The organism is Sphaerospermopsis sp. FACHB-1194, from assembly GCF_014696235.1.
In the GTDB taxonomy this organism is placed as follows: Bacteria; Cyanobacteriota; Cyanobacteriia; order Cyanobacteriales; family Nostocaceae; genus Sphaerospermopsis; species Sphaerospermopsis kisseleviana.
On the sequence record NZ_JACJPU010000005.1, the window covers coordinates 73,417 to 96,318 of the forward strand.

The 22,902-nt window shown below is 36.6% G+C and carries 23 protein-coding genes and 2 pseudogenes; 10 read left to right on the forward strand and 15 right to left on the reverse strand.

The genetic code is table 11. The features are described 5' to 3' along the window. Positions 1-94: 94 nt before the first annotated feature. From H6F45_RS04715 to cysE, 9 genes are all read right to left on the reverse strand, one after another. Positions 95-700: a hypothetical protein gene (locus tag H6F45_RS04715; protein WP_190346613.1), complete on the reverse strand. Its 606-nt coding sequence runs from the start codon at positions 698-700 to the stop codon at positions 95-97. Between the two features lie 47 nt (positions 701-747). Next, positions 748-1,905, reverse strand: a complete 1,158-nt coding sequence (locus H6F45_RS04720; RefSeq protein WP_190346614.1) for a hypothetical protein — start codon at positions 1,903-1,905, stop codon at positions 748-750. A 910-nt stretch (positions 1,906-2,815) separates the two neighbouring features. Further along, positions 2,816-3,355, reverse strand: a complete 540-nt coding sequence (locus H6F45_RS04725; protein ID WP_190346615.1) for a (2Fe-2S) ferredoxin domain-containing protein — start codon at positions 3,353-3,355, stop codon at positions 2,816-2,818. A 238-nt stretch (positions 3,356-3,593) separates the two neighbouring features. Further along, positions 3,594-3,797: a putative nitrogen fixation protein NifT gene (gene nifT, locus H6F45_RS04730; RefSeq protein WP_096568637.1), complete on the reverse strand. Its 204-nt coding sequence runs from the start codon at positions 3,795-3,797 to the stop codon at positions 3,594-3,596. Next, on the reverse strand, positions 3,772-4,062 hold the full coding sequence (locus tag H6F45_RS04735; RefSeq protein ID WP_137667195.1) for a nitrogen fixation protein NifZ: 291 nt from the start codon (positions 4,060-4,062) through the stop codon (positions 3,772-3,774). Before H6F45_RS04735 ends, nifT begins: the two co-directional genes overlap by 26 nt. Continuing rightward, positions 4,049-5,182 (reverse strand): homocitrate synthase, encoded by a 1,134-nt coding sequence (gene nifV / locus H6F45_RS04740; RefSeq protein WP_190346616.1) that lies wholly within the window; start codon positions 5,180-5,182, stop codon positions 4,049-4,051. Before nifV ends, H6F45_RS04735 begins: the two co-directional genes overlap by 14 nt. A 562-nt stretch (positions 5,183-5,744) precedes the next feature. Further along, complete coding sequence (locus tag H6F45_RS04745) at positions 5,745-5,942, reverse strand: DUF2949 domain-containing protein (RefSeq protein WP_137667197.1); 198 nt, start codon at positions 5,940-5,942, stop codon at positions 5,745-5,747. A 286-nt stretch (positions 5,943-6,228) separates the two neighbouring features. Beyond that, the gene (locus tag H6F45_RS04750; protein ID WP_137667198.1) at positions 6,229-6,486 is read right to left on the reverse strand and encodes an Asr1405/Asl0597 family protein; all 258 of its coding nucleotides are present in this window, start codon (positions 6,484-6,486) and stop codon (positions 6,229-6,231) included. Between the two features lie 206 nt (positions 6,487-6,692). Then, on the reverse strand, positions 6,693-7,421 hold the full coding sequence (gene cysE, locus H6F45_RS04755) for a serine O-acetyltransferase (protein WP_137667199.1): 729 nt from the start codon (positions 7,419-7,421) through the stop codon (positions 6,693-6,695). A gap of 678 nt (positions 7,422-8,099) precedes the next feature. Between cysE and H6F45_RS04760 the strand changes: the two genes are divergently transcribed. Together H6F45_RS04760 and H6F45_RS04765 are read left to right on the forward strand one after the other, a co-directional pair. Continuing rightward, positions 8,100-8,636 (forward strand): Uma2 family endonuclease, encoded by a 537-nt coding sequence (locus H6F45_RS04760; RefSeq protein WP_190346617.1) that lies wholly within the window; start codon positions 8,100-8,102, stop codon positions 8,634-8,636. A 46-nt stretch (positions 8,637-8,682) separates the two neighbouring features. Beyond that, positions 8,683-8,910: a type II toxin-antitoxin system Phd/YefM family antitoxin gene (locus tag H6F45_RS04765; RefSeq protein ID WP_137667201.1), complete on the forward strand. Its 228-nt coding sequence runs from the start codon at positions 8,683-8,685 to the stop codon at positions 8,908-8,910. On the opposite strand, the gene H6F45_RS04770 is transcribed toward H6F45_RS04765, so the two are convergent. Both H6F45_RS04770 and H6F45_RS04775 read right to left on the reverse strand, forming a co-directional pair. Beyond that, positions 8,891-9,160 (reverse strand): hypothetical protein, encoded by a 270-nt coding sequence (locus tag H6F45_RS04770; RefSeq protein WP_190346618.1) that lies wholly within the window; start codon positions 9,158-9,160, stop codon positions 8,891-8,893. The two genes, H6F45_RS04765 and H6F45_RS04770, sit on opposite strands and share 20 nt — an antisense overlap. A 93-nt stretch (positions 9,161-9,253) precedes the next feature. Beyond that, the gene (locus H6F45_RS04775; protein ID WP_187039454.1) at positions 9,254-9,760 is read right to left on the reverse strand and encodes a hypothetical protein; all 507 of its coding nucleotides are present in this window, start codon (positions 9,758-9,760) and stop codon (positions 9,254-9,256) included. A gap of 427 nt (positions 9,761-10,187) precedes the next feature. Between H6F45_RS04775 and H6F45_RS04780 the strand changes: the two genes are divergently transcribed. Continuing rightward, positions 10,188-10,445, forward strand: coding sequence for a hypothetical protein (locus tag H6F45_RS04780; protein WP_190346619.1), 258 nt, complete (start codon positions 10,188-10,190; stop codon positions 10,443-10,445). Next, positions 10,438-10,869 carry a hypothetical protein gene (locus H6F45_RS04785; protein WP_190346620.1) on the forward strand — a complete coding sequence of 144 codons (432 nt, stop codon included), beginning with the start codon at positions 10,438-10,440 and terminating at the stop codon, positions 10,867-10,869. Before H6F45_RS04780 ends, H6F45_RS04785 begins: the two co-directional genes overlap by 8 nt. 6 nt (positions 10,870-10,875) lie before the next feature. On the opposite strand, the pseudogene H6F45_RS26900 reads toward H6F45_RS04785, so the two are convergent. From H6F45_RS26900 to H6F45_RS04810, 4 genes and pseudogenes are all read right to left on the reverse strand, one after another. Further along, positions 10,876-10,968: pseudogene (locus H6F45_RS26900) on the reverse strand (DUF433 domain-containing protein); the annotation flags it as partial. A 538-nt stretch (positions 10,969-11,506) separates the two neighbouring features. Further along, positions 11,507-11,911 (reverse strand): type II toxin-antitoxin system VapC family toxin, encoded by a 405-nt coding sequence (locus tag H6F45_RS04800; RefSeq protein ID WP_137667208.1) that lies wholly within the window; start codon positions 11,909-11,911, stop codon positions 11,507-11,509. Next, positions 11,908-12,138 carry a type II toxin-antitoxin system prevent-host-death family antitoxin gene (locus tag H6F45_RS04805; RefSeq protein ID WP_190346667.1) on the reverse strand — a complete coding sequence of 77 codons (231 nt, stop codon included), beginning with the start codon at positions 12,136-12,138 and terminating at the stop codon, positions 11,908-11,910. Before H6F45_RS04805 ends, H6F45_RS04800 begins: the two co-directional genes overlap by 4 nt. 122 nt (positions 12,139-12,260) lie before the next feature. Further along, the gene (locus H6F45_RS04810; RefSeq protein ID WP_190346622.1) at positions 12,261-13,205 is read right to left on the reverse strand and encodes an NAD(P)-dependent alcohol dehydrogenase; all 945 of its coding nucleotides are present in this window, start codon (positions 13,203-13,205) and stop codon (positions 12,261-12,263) included. Between the two features lie 1,484 nt (positions 13,206-14,689). On the opposite strand from H6F45_RS04810, the gene nifB reads away from it, so the two are divergent. From nifB to H6F45_RS04840, 6 genes and pseudogenes are all read left to right on the forward strand, one after another. Next, positions 14,690-16,123, forward strand: a complete 1,434-nt coding sequence (gene nifB / locus H6F45_RS04815; RefSeq protein WP_096568594.1) for a nitrogenase cofactor biosynthesis protein NifB — start codon at positions 14,690-14,692, stop codon at positions 16,121-16,123. A 164-nt stretch (positions 16,124-16,287) separates the two neighbouring features. Further along, positions 16,288-16,626 (forward strand): 4Fe-4S binding protein, encoded by a 339-nt coding sequence (locus H6F45_RS04820; RefSeq protein ID WP_137667210.1) that lies wholly within the window; start codon positions 16,288-16,290, stop codon positions 16,624-16,626. A gap of 125 nt (positions 16,627-16,751) precedes the next feature. Beyond that, positions 16,752-17,963: a cysteine desulfurase NifS gene (gene nifS / locus H6F45_RS04825; RefSeq protein ID WP_190346623.1), complete on the forward strand. Its 1,212-nt coding sequence runs from the start codon at positions 16,752-16,754 to the stop codon at positions 17,961-17,963. Between the two features lie 138 nt (positions 17,964-18,101). Beyond that, positions 18,102-19,004, forward strand: a complete 903-nt coding sequence (gene nifU, locus H6F45_RS04830) for a Fe-S cluster assembly protein NifU (protein WP_096572699.1) — start codon at positions 18,102-18,104, stop codon at positions 19,002-19,004. 218 nt (positions 19,005-19,222) lie between these two features. After that, positions 19,223-19,660: pseudogene (locus H6F45_RS04835) on the forward strand (AAA family ATPase); the annotation flags it as partial. Positions 19,661-20,033: 373 nt separating this feature from the next. Further along, the gene (locus H6F45_RS04840; protein WP_187039465.1) at positions 20,034-22,895 is read left to right on the forward strand and encodes a DNA methyltransferase; all 2,862 of its coding nucleotides are present in this window, start codon (positions 20,034-20,036) and stop codon (positions 22,893-22,895) included. The last annotated feature ends 7 nt before the right edge of the window (positions 22,896-22,902 follow it).

The window sequence follows — 22,902 nt, forward strand, 5'->3', positions numbered from 1 at the left end:
ATGAGTCAGGAGATCATTATTGCCAGCTTTCTATGACAATCTTTTAGATTTTGATTGTGTAGATACTGGGTTTCATTTCTGACTAATTGCTTCTTTAATTTAAAGAGCCTCTAAGGGTTTGGAGAGCATTACCAAGTGATCTGAAAGTTGGATCTTGTGATAATGCTTGGAGATTATTTGGAGCAGTAGCCAGGACAATATTATTGTAGGCTGTAATAGCTGCCTCTAAATTATTGATATCTACACTGATGACCGCACCATTTGAATCTCGAACAATGAGATTATTCACGGCAGAGATTAATGCAGGGTCCAATGGTGCAGGAACTCCGGAAACATTAATAGTAGGTGGATTCCCAGTAGTGACACCCGAGAATAAGCTAACAATAGCTTGAGACTCAAGTGTGGTGCTTGCAGAGATTACTTCAGCGGCAGCAGCAATCAAGTTATTCTGAATTTGGGGGTCATTAATAATAATGACATTACCACCAACACCAGGACTCAAAGAAATACCTGTTATTGTTGGTGTTCCTCCTTGCAAAAGTTGACCAACTGCCAAAGTATCCCCAACCACAGTGGATGCATCTCCGCTAGTTCCTGAGACTGTTTGTTGACCTGCATTGGCTCTGGGGGGAGAAGCAGCCAAAGAACCTAATAATATAGAGATTAAACCCAAGGTGAGGGTCAATTTTTGTTTAATCATGGTTTTGCCCTTTTTAGGTGAAATTGCCGTAGTGGAAAAAACAAATTTTAGAACTGAAGACTATAACCTGCACTTAAAGTAAATCCAGAACTATTAAGGTTGTCAGTGACATCGGTAAAGATAGCATTGATCACCATAGGACTTTGTTTGAAGGGAACAAAAGAAGCACCTAAGTTAAGACCACTTCCAGTCCAACTACTAACGAGGGATGCTTGTGGTGTGACTCTATAACCTATGCTGGCAAATAAGTTAGGATCATTCTCACCGGCATTTCTAGCACCTTTGGATCTGAAGCTGCCACTACCAACACCCAAAGAAACAGAGAGTTCGTCAAATCTCTGGCTAACTACACCATAAATAGTCTCTTGGGGAATATCTGCTTCTCCCCATTTAATGGCATTTGACCAACCAACGGCTACAGCTGTATCCCTGGACAGGATTCTGTGTAGTTTTAAGCCTACGGTGCCACTATCAGCAAAGTCTCCAAAGAAGTTATTTTGACCACCGAGACTGATAATATTGAAGGCGACTTCTAGACCTGCTGATTTGACTGCGTTTCCTAAACCAAAACCGACAGACATAGAACCATCTACTTTGCCATCAAAAGGAAAGAATAGTCCACCACCAATAAAAGCTTGTCCCCAACCTGCACCATAGGCAGTGGGTGTACCTGCACTGGAACCAGGAGCAGCTTTGAGGGGAGGTTGAATTTGGATAATGGGATCAATCAGTAGTTCCTGGCGTAGTCTATTTGCTTCTGAAAAAGTATCACCTACAGTTGTACCAGCAGAGGGATCTACTTGAGCGATGGTTTGAGGTGGTTTGGGCTGAAGAGAAGACTTTTTAACAGAAGAGTTTTGATTTGCTGGTTGAAAGGTATCACCGAGGCTGGTAGAGAAATCTAGCTGTGAGATAGTTTCGGGTGCTGGGGAAAACTTCAGCGGTTGATTGTTTTCAATAACTGTATCTTGAGATTTTGTATCTTGAGATTTTGTATCTTGAGATTCTTGGCTGAAATTTTGGCTGGATACTGTTTCTAGCTGGGTTTCTAGTTCGTTGCTGACAGTAGCAGGAACTGAGTTATCAACCGCAGACGCGGGTTTTATGCCGGCAGATGTAGATAGTAAAAGACATCCTAATAAATTGATGCTTAAAAACTGCATCCAGTTGGCTGAGATAATGTTGGCGAATTTGCGTGTAGTCAAAGTTGTACTCCTCACACTTTTATACATTTGTTTCGTGTCACTGTTATAGCATTTTTTTGCTAAAAACCAAACTTTTACCAGTACTGATATTTTTAAATTTACTCAGGCTGAGTGAGGATCAATATTTTTAACAAGTTAATTACTATTTTGTTTATAGTGCTATTTTGGTAAGATAATAGTCAGGATTTACGAGATATCTTTTTTATCAAAGATTTATTGGGATAAAATACATATTTTTTGCTTGAAAATCTGCTATTTTGTTATATTTACTTTGTTTATCAGTTTTTTTTAGGTTTTCTGTCAACTGCCTGAAGATTAAAAACTCTTAACTTTTGAACAGAAAAATGTAATTAAAAGTTACAATATTAATAAGTATTAACAAGTATTAATAAGTATTAATACGTTGTTAGGAAATTTGTTAATTTATCATTAGATAAGCTGTTACACAGCTAAATTGTCAGGACTTACGCAAAAGGAAACGAAAGTAGGGGTAAGTCATGAATTACCCCTACGCAAGAATAAGGTTTTTAGTCACATCTTGCGTAAGTCCTAATTGTATAATTCTAATATTCTGAACTCTTGTTTAACAGGCAAGATGCCTGTTCCACTTATACAAATTAAATGCACAACAGCTTATCTCACATATCTCCGAAAATTAAATAAGCATAACCTGAAACCTTTGGTAGGGACAATTCATGAATTGTCCCTACATTCATTACCACCAGATGCCTATTAGACATCTCCAGAAAAGAAATTATGGAACTTATTTATGGGGGCAGGTCTAAGCTTATGGGATATCTAGATGTCTGATTTTTCCGTTAAATTATCGCCCATAAGCTTCGCCCCTACAACTTATGACAAATTATGACAAATTATGACAAATTAATACATTCTATTTTGGAGAGGTCTATTAAGTTAAATGATTTTCTAGCAAAGATGCGATCGCCTCTGGATGAATTTTATTATATTGTTTTTTACCCAACATTAAAACACAATTAGGGGCGCTACTACAACGTTTTTGACAGTCGGTGTGTTCAATTTTGACTTTATGCAGTAAACCGCGATCGCACAAAGTTTTTTCTAATTCTGACAATAAACCTTTACCACCTCGTTTCACACAGCCTGATTTTTGACAAACCATAATTTTAGCTGTATTTTCTGGTAGTTGGTAATGAATAGGACAAAAACCAACTTGTTGAACTCGATAAGCAATAAGTTTAAGTTTACTGGTGCGTGGATTTAATTTACTAATAGCATGAATGATAACTTGTTCACCAGATACTAAATTAGCAACCAAGGAACAAAGTAAATCTTGGGGAATTTTAATTTTTAAAGTTCCCCCAGGAATAGCTAAACGCAAATGTTTATATTTTTCGGGTTTGTTACCAACAAAACCTAAAAACTGTCCTTCCAGATTCACTTCAGATAATGTGAGATATTTTTCACCCATATTGATAACCCTCACGAGAGAAAATGAGAGAAAATAATATTAGCTATCAACATTCAGCGAAGAACAGCAATGGGGAAAATTCAGAAGTATGAATTTTTAGAAAATTACATATTCTTCTTCATTAATTCTGATTCTTTTTATTTCAGCTTTTAAGTATTAGCTGATAACTGAATGCTGATAGCTAAATTCTGAGATAAAATCCTGAGATAAAATCCTGAGATAAAATCCTGAGATAATCTTAGGACAGACGTTTAGCTTCTAAAGTTTGAGGTAAACTTTCTTGAGTAGGAATTTCACTAAATTCTAATTCCCAACCATTAGCTAAAGTGAGAACTTTACCTGCATCACTGTCTGTTTGTTTCACAACTTCTTCTTCTAAGTCTTTCTTAGCGACATAGACAACCAAAGTTCCAGCATCATTCGTCCGTAGCATGACTTTCATTTGATGTTTCCTCAGCAGATTCTAGTTCTCTTTTGCGACAACCGATGATGTACCCTGTATCTAAAAAATGTACTGCATAAATATAGTAAGCTTGTAAAAAAGTTCCTATACTTGCCACATAACCAACATCTCCAATTTTGGCTAAAACTTCCCCAATTTCTCGCCCTGGAAAAGTACCATCATTTTTGATGAGTTTCTTAACTCGGACTTTTTCACCAATTTCAAACACTGGTGGATCATTTAGTTCTATCTCATCTCGCTGCATGAAAATACCTCTGTTCTTGTACTAAATTCAACAATTCTTCTGGAGAAAGATTGCGTTTTTTGATGGTTGATTCATGGCGAACTGCATTTAAAACAGCTTGGGTTTCTTCGTCATTCAAAAATATCCCATGCTGTGCTAATAAGTTAGATAATAAATGCCTTCCAGAATGTTTACCGATGACTAAACGACGTTCCCAACCTACTGCTTCTGGTGCAAATGGTTCATAGGTTTCTGGGTTTTTGATGACACCATCAGCATGAATTCCTGATTCATGAGCAAAGGTATTTTCACCGACAATTGCTTTCCAAGGTGGCACGTTTGCACCGGCAGCATTAGCAACTAATTGAGATAGTTTTAAGAAATTTTTTGTATCAATTCCTAAGTCAACATTGTAGATATGTTTTAAAGCCATAACAACTTCTTCTAAAGCTGCATTTCCTGCTCTTTCTCCTAAACCATTCACGGTGGTATTGACAGAAAGTGCGCCGGCTCTAATTCCCGCAATAGCATTAGCAGTTGCTAAACCAAAATCATTATGGGTGTGAATTTCTACGGGAATTGATAAAGTAGATACTAATCGTTTAACTTTGATGTGAGTTTTAAAAGGTTCAAGGATTCCCACTGTATCACAAAAACGAAATCTAGATGCACCCCATTCTTGAGCATATAAAGCTACATCTTGGAGAAAATTTTCATCTGCTCTGGAAGAATCTTCTCCCCCTACTGCTACCCATAAATCATGATCTAGAGCAAAGTTAATACAGTCTTTTAGTCTTTGTAAACTAACTCGCCATTGACCATGAAATTTGGCGGCAATTTGAATACCAGAAACGGGAATAGCAATATGTATTCTTTTGATTCCACAGGCAATAGAGGCTTTTATATCTGAGATAACTGCACGATTCCAAGCTAGTAATTTAGTATCTAAATTTAACTCAGAAATTGCTTTGATAGCAAGAATTTCTTCCTCTCCCATTGCGGGTATACCTACTTCTAATTCTGGTACACCAATGGCATCGAGAAATTTGGCGATCGCTACTTTTTCTTCTAAGTTAAAAGCAACTCCTGCCGCTTGTTCCCCGTCACGTAACGTAGTATCATTAATACTAATTTGACTCATCTCAAACATTCCTCTAGCCAAGTTTTTACTGTAAACGTTCAGCTATTAGTGGTCAGATTTTTGACGTTTACGCCACAAAACAGTATTTGATCATCTAAGTATTGATCAAATATTCTGACTCCTGAATCCTGAATTCTTAGTTTTTACTAATGTCCTTTAATGCTACAATGGCCATTCCACATAGATATAAAGTAAATATTAATTTTTGTAGATAACTGCTAAAAATAACAGGAGTTATTCCAAACAGTTGATAATATTTAATTATTGCTCAATAACTCACACCACATCTGTATGTTAGGAAACTAAATTTCGGTATCATTTAGGAAGATTTATTTTGCTCATGTTTGGGATGTTCTACAAATAGCCAGTAGCTAATATAGCTATTAGTAAGTCCTGTCAGTAACAAAATACTCAGTCCAGCAATTAAACTCGTAATCATAATATTTACCTCATAATTAAGAAGTCAGGAGTCAGGAGTCAGGAGTCAGGAGTCAGAATATATATTTCTGGAAGATCCTGATATTGTTTAATTGTCAATTGTCAATTGTCAATTTTCAATTGTTTAACCTTGTTCGACTAACCAATCAAAAATCTTTTCTAACTGTTGTAAATCTATCAAACCATATTGCCAAAGCAGCATGGGAATGGGACCTTGATCAAATTCACGATGTCGCAAAGCAACAGCAATATCAGCTTTTGAAAGTGACAGTTCGCTATGTAGAAATTGCAATAATTTCTTATCGCTGTTACCGTTTACCATAAGTTGACGTTCAAAATATCAAAATAGACACAGATTTACCTGCTAATTTCACTCCATTACAGAAGAAAATATGTCAGAGAAATTGGAGATTTAGCAGATCGGAAAAAATAAGTGAAACCTAAGCTTAGGTTAATTGTCTTGATTATGCAAGCGAAATTGTGAGTGAACAATAACTTTGACTATGACAGAAGATAAATTAAATTTGCATCTTGAATTTACTTCTGATATTGTGGTGATTAAACCTGAGATAAGTCGTGAATTGTATCACTCACATCGGTTTTGAGAATTAGCCATTATAACCGCAGTACCAACAACTTTCTAACCATTCCACTAATTCCTCACGAGAAGCTAAAAATTGCATAATGGTATTTTGCACAATCACTGCTTCTTTGAAGCTATTAATTTGCACTCTTAAAGAACCATCTGGTTCACAAGCACAGGCAATCATTAACTCTTGCAAGTGGTGAAAAATTTCTGAGCGATCGCTCAAAGGAACTTCCAAAAATTGTTCACCTAAAGCCAAAAAGTTACCATTCAAGGACATAAATTACTGCTCGTTGATAGGCAAAGTTTACAGTTTACTTATATAGCAGGAGTCAGGAGTCGTAGGGGCGAAGCATTCGGAAAATAGCCTTTTCATAAAATTGATAATTGGTCGCCCGAATGCTTCGCCCGTAAAGGAGTCAGGAGGAAAACCCTTTTTTCGAGAAAACTCCATCATCAATTTGTGAACTACCGATATTTCCATTGCTATACATCATCTTGTTGATGATTTTTGAGAGTTTTTACTTGTTGTTCAAGTTGTTCAATGCGGGAAAGTAAAGAGCGAATTATACCTGCTTCCACATCAGGTAATTTTCCATGTTCTAAGGGAGAAATGCGTTTTTTCTGTTTTTGGGAAATAATGCGCCCAGGAATACCAACGACGGTAGAATCAGGAGGAACATCACGTAAAACGATAGAACCTGCACCGATCCGCACGCGATCGCTAATTTGAATATTTCCCAAAACTTTCGCACCTGCACCCACAACCACGTTATTACCTAAAGTGGGATGACGTTTACCGCTTTCTTTCCCAGTTCCACCGAGAGTTACACCTTGATAAATGAGTGTATAATCGCCGACTATGGCAGTTTCACCAATTACCACACCCATACCATGATCGATAAATACACCTTTACCAATTTTTGCCCCTGGATGAATTTCAATACCTGTAAAAAATCGTCCCCAATGAGAAATTAAACGGGGAATAAAACCCACTTTACGAATGTGTAACCAATGAGCGAGACGATGTAAACAAAGAGCATGAAAACCAGGATAACAAAAGATCACCTCTAACCAATTTCGTGCGGCTGGATCACGCTCAAAAATGATGCGAAAATCACTCATTAATGGCTCTAAAAAATCGCCAGAGAGTAGATTTTTCCGCGAGTCTGTATTTGCAGTTTGGGTTTTGAGACTGTCTAGAGACTGTTGCATCGGTACTGTCTGGTTAAGAGAGCCATGTTGTGTTTTTCTGCTTATATCAGGTGACTTGAAAGCAGAGAAAATCCCAGCTACCGATTAGATTTATTGAATTTATTAAGATTGTACTCAATAGGTTTAAACCCCTATTTAACAGATATTTAACACAAATTTACATTCTTTCTTGGGGTAGGGGTACTAGCTTTTTAGTACAGGAGTACGGGTATTTTTGGGGTCAGGTTTGAGGTTTTTTGTACTCAATTAAATCTATTTGCCTGTGAGAGTTACAACGATTTAGGCAAGATATTTTGAGATATATTAAGTTGTACTCAGTTGATGTGAAAAGTTGTGTTAATGACAGGCAATTAAGGTTTTATGTATTTGCTGTTACTATTATTAGTGTAGAGTTTTGGTAGTCAAAAGACCGATTTCTTTATTTTGTTTTAGGATTTTATTTTCTGTAGAGGGGAATACAAAATAGCAATAGGTAGGAAGAAAAATTTAGCGATTATAGAATTTTACCTAGCTTGGGTTTTTATATTGTGTTATAATCGAGACTTACGAATTCGCCTAATTTTTATGTAAATAGTAGTTATTAGCCCTATGACATTAGCAGCACCGCAAACCAAACAATATATTGAACAGAGAAATGAATGACATTACCAAAAATGTGAACAATAAATAACAGCAACTATGAAATTTTCAACCCTCACCAATTCATTAGACAATTTTCTTCAACAACCCAATATTGAAGCCTCTCCTGCTTGGGAGTTTATCCAGGGAAAAGCCCAGCAAAAACCCATGCCAACGCTGTTTCATTCTCGCCTCCAACGCAACCTTGTTAACGCCATCAACAGCCAAACTACAGCTTACGAAGCTATTCAAGAATTGCGGTGTATTGTTCCTCCCATGTCTTTTGTACCTGATATTGCGGTTGTGAAAAGTGAACGTTTTACAGATGAAGATGGACCCCTACAAGCTTCACCAGACTGGTTAATTGAAATTCGTTCTCCTGATCAAAGTACATTAGATATACAACAGAAAATCCTGCATTGCTTGAGTAATGAAACAGAACTTGCTTGGTTAATTGACATTCAAAGAAAGCAAATTTGGGTATGGGAAAATCAAGAATTACCGCTTATTTATGCCGATCATGATATAATCCCTAGCCTAGATAACATTTTAGAATTAACTGTTGCAAATGTGATGGCAATGACTCAGCAAAGATGATATAATGTTATGTTAGAATAATGAATATGTTTATTAGGAAGTTGTTATGACTCAAGTAAATGCCTCTCAAGTTCGAGAACATTTGACTGATTTCCTAGATAGTCTGACTCAGGGGGAAAAATCAATTGTTATTGAACAAGCAGGAAAAGCAATAGCGACTCTCATTAGTTATGAAGAATGGAAACGCTTAAAACAAATAGAAAGTTATTTAATTTCCCAGGACGATGAAGAATCTTTTAGTCCTGAAGAAGTCATCACAGCATATAATCTTTAGCTAAATCTGCATCAATGCTTTCATTGTCAATATTTGTACTATTATGAACATTAAGTGTGCCAAAATGACGCTCAAATTTTGCCCGTGCTAATTCTTTTTGTGCATCTGTAGGTACTACCAAAACTCGACTAAAATGTTGTTCTAGCAATGTTGTTGCTAAACTTTCTGGAGAAATACCAATATTATTAGCTTGTTGCTGAATAGCGATCGCTATTTGATCACTCAGTTCCAGAGTTAGAATTTGGCTCATAATAGGATACTCAAGAATTGGTGTAATTATAACATTGATTGCGTACAGATGAAAGATACCAAGGAAAAATCACCGTAAAAATTAAAAGCTTGATTATTCCGAGTCTACCTGCTTTACAACCTCTAAAGGTAAATCTAGCACTTCTGCAATTTGTTCATCATTTAAACCAAAATACCTTAACTTGTCAATTTTTTCTGACTGAGTTTTATTATTTTTACGATGTTTAAATTTAGGATGAATAAAATTATTTTTATCTGATTTATTTTTAGGATTTTTAGAACCGAATTTTATACAATTAATTACATTACTATTAATACTATTATCACCTAAAGAAATATTTACATTTCCCTGTCGTTCCAGAACAGATTTAAGATTTTTTTTATCCACTGGTTCATCAAAAATATCAGATAACAATTGTAAAAGTTCATAACCTACATCCTTTGCATGACCCGCGCTACAACCACAGTTTTCAGCAATATCAGCATACTTGTGATGATTGAGCGAACCTTCAATAACTGCGCGTTGTATGTCGTTCAGATGCTCACCTGTGTTGAGATAAACAGCGTCATCCACTAATTGTAGTAGTTCGTGAATCTGCATATTTAGAAATGTAACACGACATAGGTAATTTTAGCATACTTTATCCGTACTTATCAGTCTTTTTCCGTCCTTTTTTGTAAATTTTTTTGCGATCCGCTTTTTTCCGCTTTTCAGGTTTGGGTAGGTGGTGTAGGGTAGTTAAGAATAGATGCGAGTTTGACTTTGGACAACCCTATTAAAGAGAGGATATCAATATGATCAACAATTTCTTTGGACAATTAGTATTATTCTTCGTAGGTGCAGCAGCTCTTTGGTTAGCTTTATGGCTTCTTGGTTTTATTGTAGAATTACCATCAGGTTTATTTGGATTTTAAGAATTTCACAAAAAATAGTAATGATCAGAAAATTTGTCCTTTTTAGTATTGTGATTCTAGTAATATGCTCATTTGTATTATTGGATAATCTAGAATCCAGAGCAGAATCTATAATGAATAAAAATACACTGGATATTCAAAAACAATCTCACTTGAGAGTTAATGAAGGTGAAAATGATACAAATTTACGTGGCATAATAAACAACAATGATACTTCTCCCGTTTTTGGGTCTCCTTACGATATTGTAGGTATAGATGGATTTAATAAAGGTAGATTCGTGGGTTACTGGGTAGGAAGAAAAATCAGAATTTATGCGTGTAATAAATTAAATTTGGATTGTGATAACAGGAGTAAAATAGAAAATGAATAAATATAATATCATTGCTTACATTATTAATACGTTGATACTTTTTTTAATTTCCTTTGCTTCAACTATTTTTTCAAGAAAGTACAATTTTACTTCATTAATTACAGAAGCATTTAAACCGAATACTGATTTAGAAGTTGAAGATAAAATACAACAAGAATCTTCTTCAGATGCAAAATTGAACCAAGAAAATGTTACTCAAGAAAAAGAATTAGAAATTAGTGATTCTAAAATAGAAAAAGAATCTCTACCTGAGTCAGTCTTGATGACAGAAACTCCATTACATCAGGAAAATTCAGTCAGTGATGGAGAAAATAACATTCCCTATATCAAGGAATTAATTAACGATAAAGATTTTTGGAGTGAAGTTATTCGTCTTTTTATAGTTATTTTAATTGGATTTACAATAATTAGGTATGTTCAATGAGAATAATTAATATGCAAATTCTAAACAAGCTCGAATATCAGCTTCTAGTAAATCTTCATATTCTTCTATGATTTCTGCGACTGTTGCGCCGTGTGCCAGAAGATTAAGTTAGGACTTACGCACTGTACAAATTCACCATGATGTGCATGAACGAAAATCCGTCGTTTCAGGCTTTTGTCGATTAACTTCCGATCAATAGCGATCGCTCAAAAATCATTAAAAAATCACGTTAAAAAGCCTGAAATCCGTACCTCATATTTGGTTGATCCTGTCAATGCGTAAGTCCTATAAGTATATATTCAACAGTTAATCGTGTACCTTTAATAGTAGGGTTTCTTACCATTACTTTTGGATCTATGGAAATACGGTTGAGCAGTTCTTGTTCTATCATATCTTTTCAATTTTTCAATTAATCAACAATGATCCTATGTTATCGGATTTTCTCGATGATTTAAAAAGTGCTGACTTAGTTGGTATTTCCTGAAATCCTCAAACCCTGGGATTACGTCTTGACTTTACCTTCGGTCCTGAAGCTGATGATGTCGCAATTGAACTTTACCACATTATTCACCTGGTTTTTTCCCAACCTCTAATTTGTTAACTCAATAATGGTACTAGATATAATTTTCTAACTTTCCTAACTTTTATGACCAGCCCAAAGAATAGCAGTATCTTGATATTCTTTAAACATTGGATCAGCCGTAATAATTGTCGTGTCCTCCATTTGTGCCTGAGCTATTAACATTCGATCAAAAGGATCTCGATGATGTAAGGGTAAAATAGCTGTTCTAAGTGCATGAGAAGCTGTAATTTCCAGATATTTCGCACCTAACCGCACCATGCGACTAGAAATGTAACCGTCTAGTGGTGCTGGTAATGGTAACTTACCAATTGCCACTTTTATCCCCATTTCCCACACACTAGCAACAGAAAGCCATAGTTCGTTGTTTTCATTAGCTATCTGTGCGATCGCCTCTTCATTTAAACGCTCTGGTTGGGCAAACCACCATAACCAACATTGAGTATCCAATAAAAATTTCACTCTTCACTACCCTCAAATGCTGCCAAAATATCATCTGGTAAGGGTGCATTAAAGTCTTCTGGTACTACAAAAAGTCCTTTATCTTGCCCTAAACTGTCACGTCTATTAGATGACACACTAAAAGGAACTAACTTGGCCACAGGAACACCCCGGTTAGAGATGATAATTTCCTCACCCAGTTCTACACGGGATAACAGACGTGAAAGATTTGTTTTAGCTTGATGGATATTTACAGTTTCTACGGTTTTTTAGCTTAGTTTATAAACTAAGTTTAGTGCAATTTTCTCATTGACGCAAGATAAACTAACTTTGCGCCTTTGCTCCTTTGCCTCTTTGCGCGAAACTTGACTCAATGTGTAATTACAATGGCAATTTTCCCCACAGTCCTTTCACCCTCACTATACCGATGAGCTTCTGTTAATTCTTGTAACGGATATGTGCGATCAATCACTGTCCGTAACTTCCCAGCCTCAATTAATTCCTTCAAATAACCCAAATCCTGACTATTCGGCTTTTCCAAAACAATTTTCGCCTTTTGACCAGGAAGAAACGCTGTTAAAACACTCTGTAAAATGACCTCCGGTATAGGCAAAGTAGATACATAAACCCCATTGGGCGTTAACACCTTTCTGCAATTAGAAAACGAACTTTTAGCAACCGCATCAAAAATAATATCGTACTGCACATTACCTTTTGTAAAGTCTTGTTGCGTATAGTCAATAACTAAATCTGCGTTCAAAGACTTCACCAAATCCAAATTTTTAGCACTGCAAACACCAGTCACCTCAGCACCCAAAGCCTTAGCAATTTGCACCGCAAACACCCCTACACCACCCGAAGCACCATTAATCAATACCTTTTGAGCTGATTTGATATTTCCCAAGTCTCGCAGAGATTGGAGAGCCGTTAACGCTGCTAATGGGACGGTGGCTGCTTGTTCATAACTCATGTTGGTGGGTTTGGCAACTGCTAAATTTTCCGGGATGGCAGCGAACTCTGCATAAGCACCCCCTGGAAAGCTGGTACTGCCATAAATAGCGTCACCTCCTTTAAAGCGCGTCACCTGTGAACCAACTGCCACCACTTCTCCAGCGACATCAAAACCAAGAATCAGGGGAAATTTGTTTCCAGTCAAAATGCTTAACATCCCTTTGCGGGTTTTCCAGTCAATGGGGTTAACACTACTAGCGTGAACCTTCACCAATAGCTGATCAGGTTTGATTTTTGGTTGTTCTACCTCTTCATATTGCAAGACTTCAGGAGAACCATAACGACGTATCACCATAGCTTTCATAAAAATTCCCATCCTTATATATATATTTGTTTGCCATAATTACAGTTTAGTCATTGCCAAAAGTTCAGCAAGACTTATTTATTTTTACCATTGCCTGTCAACTGTCACCTAACTTGAGATTATTTTTCATTCCCTATTCCCTATTCCCTATTCATCAGCATTCAGCTATCAGCAAAAATCATAAAAAACACAAATATTAGTCTGTAAATTTCCCTGTTAAAAAGCTGTGAAACCTAGACAAATTATGAAAAACTTTCAAAAAGTATAATTTCAGCAACCTGTATATTTAAATCTGAAAGTTGATTACTGATTACTGATAAATGATTACTTATTTCTATTCCCTCCCTTAAACAAAATAAGATTACTTGCAAATTATCTGCATTAAGACTATAGTATTATTAAACGATGACAGCCTTTAGCTAAAATCGGGAGCATCCAATGTGTAAGTTTATTTTGATCTCACGGAAAAAATGATCTAAGGGACTGATATGATTGAACCGCAAAGGACGCAAAGGACGCAAAGGACACAAAGGTAAGAGAGTTTAAGAGATTTTTTGGTGTTGCTACGGTTATTTTTTCAAAATTGGGATGCTCTCACTAAAATCAAACGACTCGCTGAAAGCTGATGACTGATAGCTGAATACTTACCGAAAAATTAAAAAAATATAAACTGCATTTTTATCTGAAAAAAAATGCTATTCTAGATACAGAATATAATAGACATCTTTCGGACTTAGTAAAACTTTAGGCAAAGAGTTGTAAATGTAGCTAAAATCCTGAAATTCCTTATATATTAAGACTTTCAGAAGAAAGAGATCAGGATTTGAGTACATTGTAAATGTAAGCGAAAATTAACTAAGATTTTATCCCAACCCTGACAGGTATTGGGTTTTGAATGAGTACAAAGAAATCCTGAACCCCACTTCATAAATACTCGTACCCCAACTAAAAAATACTAGCACCCATACCCGAAAAAATATTATTTAATTATTGTAATCCTTGCAGAGATGAGGATTTATATTTTTGAGTACAAACATAATAAATCCAATAAATCCTATCCTAGAGATAGCAAAAAGCCTTATGAAAAGTGCTGCTATAAATCATTTATCGCCAATCACTTAACGCTCCTTAACAAATCAGCAGCGAAATGTGAGTGGAGGGATGAGATAGCACCATGCCTGAAGTGAAAGGAAGTCGCGGCTGTACCCGTCTACCCAAAACCCAAAGTTAACACACACCAGCCAAACTTCAAGGATTGATTGCCTGATCAATTTTGGATTTTAGATTTTAGATTTTAGATTTGGGATTTTGAATTAAATGTCACCAAAATTTAGAATCTATCATAAATTACCAAAATTGATATTATTGCCAAATTAACCCTTGGGGCAAAGAGAGTATAAACGCGACTTCAGTTCATAGGCATTGGAAGGAGCAACGGCATCTCCCACAGTGGCCATCTAGTCCACCGACGTTTGCGAAATTCAATGACACTACCGGCTACAGGACTCCTCACCTCCTCCGAACAGGAACCCAATTTCAAAGCCAAATCTGGTGGTTGCGGTTGTGATAGCAACACAGCGCCAGAAATGGACGAAAAACTCAAAGCACGCATCGCCAACCATCCCTGTTACAGCGAAGAAGCGCATCACCATTATGCACGGATGCACGTTGCTGTTGCTCCTGCTTGCAATATTCAATGTAACTATTGTAACCGCAAGTATGACTGCGCTAACGAAAGCCGTCCGGGAGTAGTTAGCGAACTACTAACACCAGAAGAAGCTGCACATAAAGTATTAGTTGTAGCGAGTAAAATTCCCCAAATGACAGTTTTGGGAATTGCTGGACCTGGTGATCCTTTAGCAAACCCCGAAAAAACATTTCGTACCTTTGAGTTGATTGCAGATAAAGCACCAGATATTAAGCTTTGTTTATCAACCAACGGTTTGATGCTACCAGAATACATCGATCGCATCAAACAATTAAATATAGATCATGTTACCATCACCCTTAACACCATTGACCCAGAAATAGGCGCACAAATTTATTCTTGGGTTCACTATAAACGCAAACGTTATAGAGGTGTAGAAGGTGCGAAAATTCTGCTAGAAAAGCAGATGGAAGGATTGCAAGCTTTAAAAGAAGCTGACATTTTGTGTAAAGTTAATTCTGTGATGATTCCCGGAATTAATGATCAACACTTGGTAGAAGTTAACAAAATGATTCGTGAGAATGGTGCATTCCTGCACAATATCATGCCGCTAATTTCTGCCCCAGAACATGGTACACATTTTGGTTTAACTGGTCAACGTGGACCAACAAACAAAGAACTGAAAGAAGTACAGGATCAATGTTCTGGTAACATGAAAATGATGCGTCACTGTCGCCAGTGTCGTGCCGATGCGGTAGGATTATTAGGAGAAGACCGCAGCCAGGAATTTACTAAAGAGAAATTCTTGGAAATGTCCCCAGAATATGACTTAGAAAAACGTCAAGAAGTACAGGAAGGAATTGAGAAATTTAGAGCAGAAATTAAACTAGCGAAAGAGAAAGTTAAGGCTGAAAAACAAACAGCTACTAAGGAAAAAATTCTCGTTGCAGTTGCCACTAAAGGCGGTGGTTTAGTTAACCAACACTTCGGACACGCGAAGGAATTTCAAGTTTACGAAGTTGATGGAAATGAAGTTCGTTATGCAGGACATCGGCGAATTGATCAATATTGTCAAGGTGGATACGGTGAAGAAGCAACCGCAGACCATATAATGAAAGCAATTGCTGATTGCAAAGCGGTTTTAGTTTCCAAAATTGGCAACTGTCCTAAAGAGAAACTGCACGCAGCCGGCATACAGACTGTTGAAGCTTACGATGTAATCGAAAAAGTTGCTTTAGAGTTTTACGAGCAGTATGTAAAGGCGAAATAGTAATGAATATTTAGGAAGTCAAAAGGAGCCAGTGCGTTGGGCGGCTCTGCCGACTTGAAGCAACTGGCGTTCAAAAGTTTGAAGAATACTGTTCTTTTTACTTCTCACTTTTGCCTTCTCTATTTACCCATTACTACAGCCCAAAACCTCAAAGGAGAATAATCATGGCTTACACAATTACTAGCCAGTGTATTTCCTGTAATCTTTGTGTGTCTGTATGTCCTAATGGTGCAATTCAAGAAGTTGAAGGTAAGCACGTAATTGATTCTGAAAAGTGTACAAACTGCGCCAATACTATTTACACAGTTCCTCAATGTAAAGCAGTTTGTCCTACAGCTAGTGGTTGTGTAGAAGAATCAAAAGATTATTGGGAAATGTGGTTTGCTACTTATAACCGCGTGATTGCAAAATTAACCAATAAACAAGATTATTGGGAACGCTGGTATAACACTTATTCCCAAAAGTTAGCGGAACAATTGAAAAAACAACAAGCAGCGATTTAGGTGACAGGTGACAGGTGACAGGTGACAGTAAAGAAGTTTTTAGCAATTACCAATTACCAATTACCTATCACCAATTACCCAAATCCAATAAGTAATAAATCATAACTAAGTAAATAGTGAGTGAAATGTTAAAGAATTGCATCTATCTCGATAATAATGCAACCACAAAAGTAGATCCTCAAGTTGTCGAGGCGATGCTACCTTACTTGACGGACTACTATGCCAACCCTTCTAGTATGCACACTTTTGGCGGTCAATTAGCTAAAGATGTGAAAGTAGCTAGAGAAAATGTTGCAGCTTTATTGGGAGCAGAAGATTCATCGGAAATTGTCTTTACAAGTTGTGGTACTGAAGGTGATAATGCAGCTATTAGAGCAGCGTTATTAGCTCAACCAGATAAACGCCACATCATCACTTCCCAGGTAGAACATCCGGCTGTTTTAAATGTCTGCAAACAGTTAGAAACTCAAGGTTATCAAGTTACTTATTTGTCTGTTAATAATAAGGGACAAATAGACTTGAATGAGTTGGAAGCTTCCCTCACTGGCAACACTGCTTTAGTAACAGTAATGTATGCCAATAATGAAACTGGCACAATTTTTCCAATTGAAGAAATTGGTGCTAGAGTTAAAGAATATGGAGCTATTTTTCACGTTGATGCAGTACAAGCTGTAGGTAAAGTACCCTTGAATATGAAGACCAGTACAATTGATATGTTAACCATATCTGGTCATAAAATTCACGCTCCCAAGGGTATTGGTGCTTTATATGTAAAACGTGGTGTGAGATTCCGTCCTTTCTTAATCGGTGGACATCAAGAAAGAGGACGTAGAGCAGGTACAGAAAATGTTCCCGGAATTATCGCTTTAGGCAAAGCTGCGGAACTGGAACTGTTACACTTAGAAGAGGCGACAAAGAGAGAAAGAAAATTGCGCGATCGCCTCGAACAAAGTTTACTTGCTAAGATTCCTGATTGTCAAGTAAACGGTGATGTAAATAATAGATTGCCTAACACTTCTAATATCGGTTTCAAGTATATTGAAGGTGAAGCAATTCTGTTACTTTTGAATAAGCATGGTATTTGTGCTTCCTCTGGTTCTGCTTGTACTTCGGGTTCTCTTGAACCATCTCACGTTTTACGAGCAATGGGTTTACCCTACACTACTTTACATGGTTCAATTCGTTTCAGTCTTTGTCGCTACACCACTGAGGAAGAAATTGATCAAGTAATTGCAGTCATGCCAGAAATTGTTGAAAAACTACGTGCATTATCTCCCTTCAAAAATGATGATGCAAGTTGGTTACAACAACATGGGCAAACTTTAGTAAATAGGTAATGGGTAATAGGTAATGGGTAATGGGTAATAGCAAATATATTGTTTCAATTACCAATTACCAATTACCAATTACCAATCACCAATTACCAATCATCAATCCAAAATCTAAAATCCAAAATCCAAAATCCAAAATTAACTATGTGGGACTACACTGATAAGGTATTAGAATTATTTTACGAACCCAAAAACCAAGGCGCAATTGAAGATAATCATGAACCTGGTGTAAAGGTTTCTGTGGGTGATGTAGGAAGTATCGCTTGTGGTGATGCTTTAAGATTACATTTGAAAATTGAAGAAGCAACCGATAAAATTCTTGATGCTCGTTTTCAAACCTTTGGTTGTACCAGTGCGATCGCTTCTTCTAGTGCTTTAACTGAAATGGTTAAAGGTCTAACTTTAGATGCAGCTTTGCAGGTAACAAATAAGGAAATCGCTGCATATTTGGGCGGTTTACCTGAAGCGAAAATGCACTGTTCTGTTATGGGTCAGGAAGCTTTAGAAGCTGCGATTTATAACTATCGTGGTATTCCTTTAGCGGCACATGATGACGATGATGAAGGTGTCCTAATCTGTAGTTGTTTTGGAATAACTGATGCTAAGATCAAGAAAGCAGTAAGACAGAATAACCTCTTCAGTGCAGAACAGGTAACAAATTATGTAAAAGCTGGTGGCGGATGCGGTTCTTGTTTAGCGAAGATTGATGATATAATAAAAGAAGTTAAGCAAGAGTATGAGAAAGAAATCGCCAGTAAAAATAGCGCAACAGCTAACAAAGAAATTTCCACAGTAGGGCAACAAAAACCATTAACTAATGTGCAAAAAATCGCCCTAATTCAAAAAGTATTAGATGAAGAAGTCCGACCTGTTTTAATCGCCGATGGGGGAGATGTTGAACTTTACGATATTGAAGGCGATAAGGTAAAAGTAATTCTGAAAGGTGCTTGTGGTTCATGTCCAAGTAGCACTGCAACTTTGAAGATTGCGATTGAATCGAGATTGCGCGATCGCGTTAACAAAAACATCATTGTTGAAGAAGTTTAGTCACAATTGACAATTGAGAATTGACAATTGACAACTAACAAAACAGTAATTCTTACAACCCAATAAACACTATGAACACAACACAAAATCTATGTTTGGTAGAGCGATCGCCTCCATAAGCTGCGACGTTCTATTACACGCTCACTGCCGTAGATACAAGGCGTGAGAAACCAACAAACAAAAGACCAGTAAACCACTAATACTAGGAACTAGGAACAATGAGCGACGAAAAAATTAGACAGATAGCATTCTACGGCAAGGGCGGTATCGGTAAATCTACCACCTCTCAAAACACCCTCGCAGCTATGGCTGAAATGGGTCAACGCATTCTCATCGTAGGTTGTGACCCTAAAGCTGACTCTACCCGTTTGATGCTTCACTCTAAGGCTCAAACCACAGTATTACACTTGGCTGCTGAAAGAGGTGCTGTAGAAGACCTCGAACTCCATGAAGTAATGTTGACCGGTTTCCGTGGTGTTAAGTGCGTTGAATCTGGTGGTCCAGAACCCGGTGTAGGTTGTGCAGGTCGTGGTATTATCACCGCTATTAACTTCTTGGAAGAAAACGGTGCTTACACAGACTTAGACTTCGTTTCCTACGACGTATTAGGTGACGTTGTATGTGGTGGTTTCGCTATGCCTATCCGTGAAGGTAAAGGGGGGTTGTTTAGGGTTTTTGTTGGTGCAATTGTTTGAGGACTTTTGTTTTTTTGTTCCCTATTTTTGCCCTGGGATTTTTTGGGGAAATGGGGTTTTTGTTTGGGTTTTATGGTTTTGTTTACCCTATTTTTTACCTTGTGTCAAGGGGGATACATGATTTTTGCTAAATTGGTTACTGGTTACTCATTGGTTATTTTACAGTGATATTTGATTGTGAATAAACCATCAGAAATACAGCAAAATAAAACAAAAATAAAACATTTATTACATTTTGTTAAAAATGCCGATTCTCCCAGTTATCCTTTACATACATATATAATTATAGTGTATAATATATTCTTGTAAATTTTTATTATATTTTGACAGTCAAATGGAAGATACACGCAATAAAATTATCAGTTTTGTTGAATATGCTCGCCAGTTGAAGGGTGATGAAAAAGGAGAAGCACAGGTATTTTGCGATCGCCTATTTCAAGCATTCAACCATCAAGGTTATAAAGAAGCAGGAGCAGAATTAGAATATCGCGTAAAAGTTAAAGGCAAATCTACCAAATTTGCTGATTTACTTTGGCGACCTCGGTTACTAATGGAAATGAAAAAACGGGGTGAAAAACTAGAAAGACACTATCAACAAGCCTTTGAATATTGGCTGGAATTAGTTCCCCATCGTCCACAATATGTAATTCTTTGTAACTTTGATGAATTTTGGATTTATGACTTTGATATTCAATTACAAGAACCATTAGATAAAGTCACATTAGAAGATTTACAAAATCGTTATACCGTCTTAAACTTCCTATTTCCTGAAAATCGTAAACCGCTATTCAATAACAACTTAGTTGACGTTACACGCAAAGCAGCAGATAACGTTGCTCAAGTTTTTAATCGCTTAGTGGAAAGAAGAGAAAAAAAAGACATTGCCCAAAAATTTATTCTTCAGTGCGTTGTTGCCTTATTTGCAGAAGATATTGATTTGTTACCTAGAGGATTATTTAGTGAATTTTTAGATGATTGTCGTACTAATAAAATCAGTTCTTATGATTTAATTGGTGGACTTTTTAATCAAATGGGAAGTGACCGTCCTGCACCTCAAGATAGCCGTTATCGAAATGTTCCTTATTTTAATGCTGGTTTATTCTCTAAAGTTGAACCAATTGCATTAACTAGAGGCGAACTCGATTTATTAGCATCAGCAGCGTCAGAAAAATGGTCAAAAGTAGAACCTGCTATTTTTGGGACATTATTTGAATCTAGCATGGGCAAAGAAGAACGTCATGCTTTAGGCGCACATTATACCAGTCCCGCAGACATTCAAAAAGTAGTTTTACCCACAATTGTTAGACCCTGGCAACAAAGAATTGATGCAGCCAATAAGCTAAATGAATTACTAGCACTCAGACAGGAATTAATTAATTTCAAAGTCCTTGATCCAGCCTGTGGTAGTGGTAATTTCCTTTATGTTGCCTATAGAGAAATCAAGAGATTAGAAGCCAGTTTATTAAACAAAATCCATGATAATTTCAGTCTGCGAACTACATCTAGTATAGGTACAATATCTTTAGTAAAAACAAACCAATTTTATGGATTAGATATTAAACCATTTGCTGTAGAACTAGCAAAAGTAACTTTAATGATTGCTAAAAAATTAGCATTAGATGAAGAAAATCAGCTACTTAATGTAGCACAAACCAGTTTATCTTTAGAAATGGATCGCGCCCTTCCTCTGGATAATTTGGATCAAAATATTCGCTGTGATGATGCTTTATTTTGTGATTGGGTAAAAGCAAATGCAATTATTGGCAACCCTCCCTATCAATCAAAAAACAAAATGCAGCAAGAATATGGAGAAGATTATGTTAGTCAACTAAGAGAAAAATATCCAGAAGTACCAGGAAGAGCAGATTATTGTGTTTATTGGTTTCGTCGTACCCATGATGAATTAAGCACAGGTGGACGCGCTGGACTGGTTGGTACAAATACCATCCGTCAAAACTACTCCCGTGAAGGCGGTTTAGATTATATAGTCAATAATGGTGGAACAATTACCGAAGCAGTTTCTACTCAAGTTTGGTCAGGTAGTGCAGTTGTTCATGTTTCCATTGTTAATTGGATCAAAGGTGAAGAATCAGGTCAAAAGAAATTATATACTCAAGTTGGAGATGATGTAGATAGTCCTTGGGAAGTTGTAGAACTTGAGAAAATTAACTCTTCTTTATCTGCAAAACTTGATGTTACTCAAGCAAAAAAACTTTTAGTTAATATCAACTCAGGAGCTTGCTATCAAGGACAAACTCACGGACATAAAGGATTTTTACTCACTGCACAACAAGCGAAAATAATTGCTAAAGATGAATCTTCTCAATCTGTAATTCATCCTTACTTAATAGGTAATAGTCTATTAGGGAATTATAAAAGTCTTACATCTCGCTACTGTATTGATATGAATCATTGTCAAGATTCTGTTTCAGCTATGAAACATAGCCTAGCATTTGAACATATTCAGAAAAATGTTTTTCCAACCATAGAAAAGAATGCTAATGATGAGAGAAAACAAACTGGTAAAGAGAATGGTCCACGTCAATCACACTTTCGTCATTGGTGGAGATTTTGGAGAGGAAGGCCGGAAATGTTGGAGAAAATTTCTCTCATTCCGAGATATGTTGCTTGTGCAAGAGTAACTAAACGTCCAATTTTTGAGTTTGTTAGTTCTTCAATACATCCTAATGATGCTCTGCAAGTATTCCCGTTATCAGATGATTATTCTTTCGGAATTTTACAATCTGATATTCATTGGCAATGGTTTAATGAAAGATGCTCAACTTTAAAAAGAGATTTTCGCTATACTTCTGATACTGTTTTTGATTCTTTTCCTTTTCCTCAAAATCCCAAATTATCACAGGTGAAGAAAGTAGCCGCAGCAGCAGTTAAATTACGAGAGTTAAGACAACAAATTATGACAGAAAATAAATGGAGTTTACGCGAACTTTATCGCACCCTAGAAATACCAGGAAAAAACCGTCTTCGCACAGCACATGAAGAACTTGACAAAGCAGTTCGTGAGGCTTATGGTATGGAAAAAACAAAAGATGTATTAAAGTTTTTGCTGGAATTAAATTTTGAAGTCGCAGATAGAGAAGCAAAAAATTTACCTGTAATAGCTCCTGGTTTACCTCCCTGTGTAACTGATGCTAGTGAGTTTATTACAGATGATTGTGTGAAAATGCCAGATTGAAATTTAA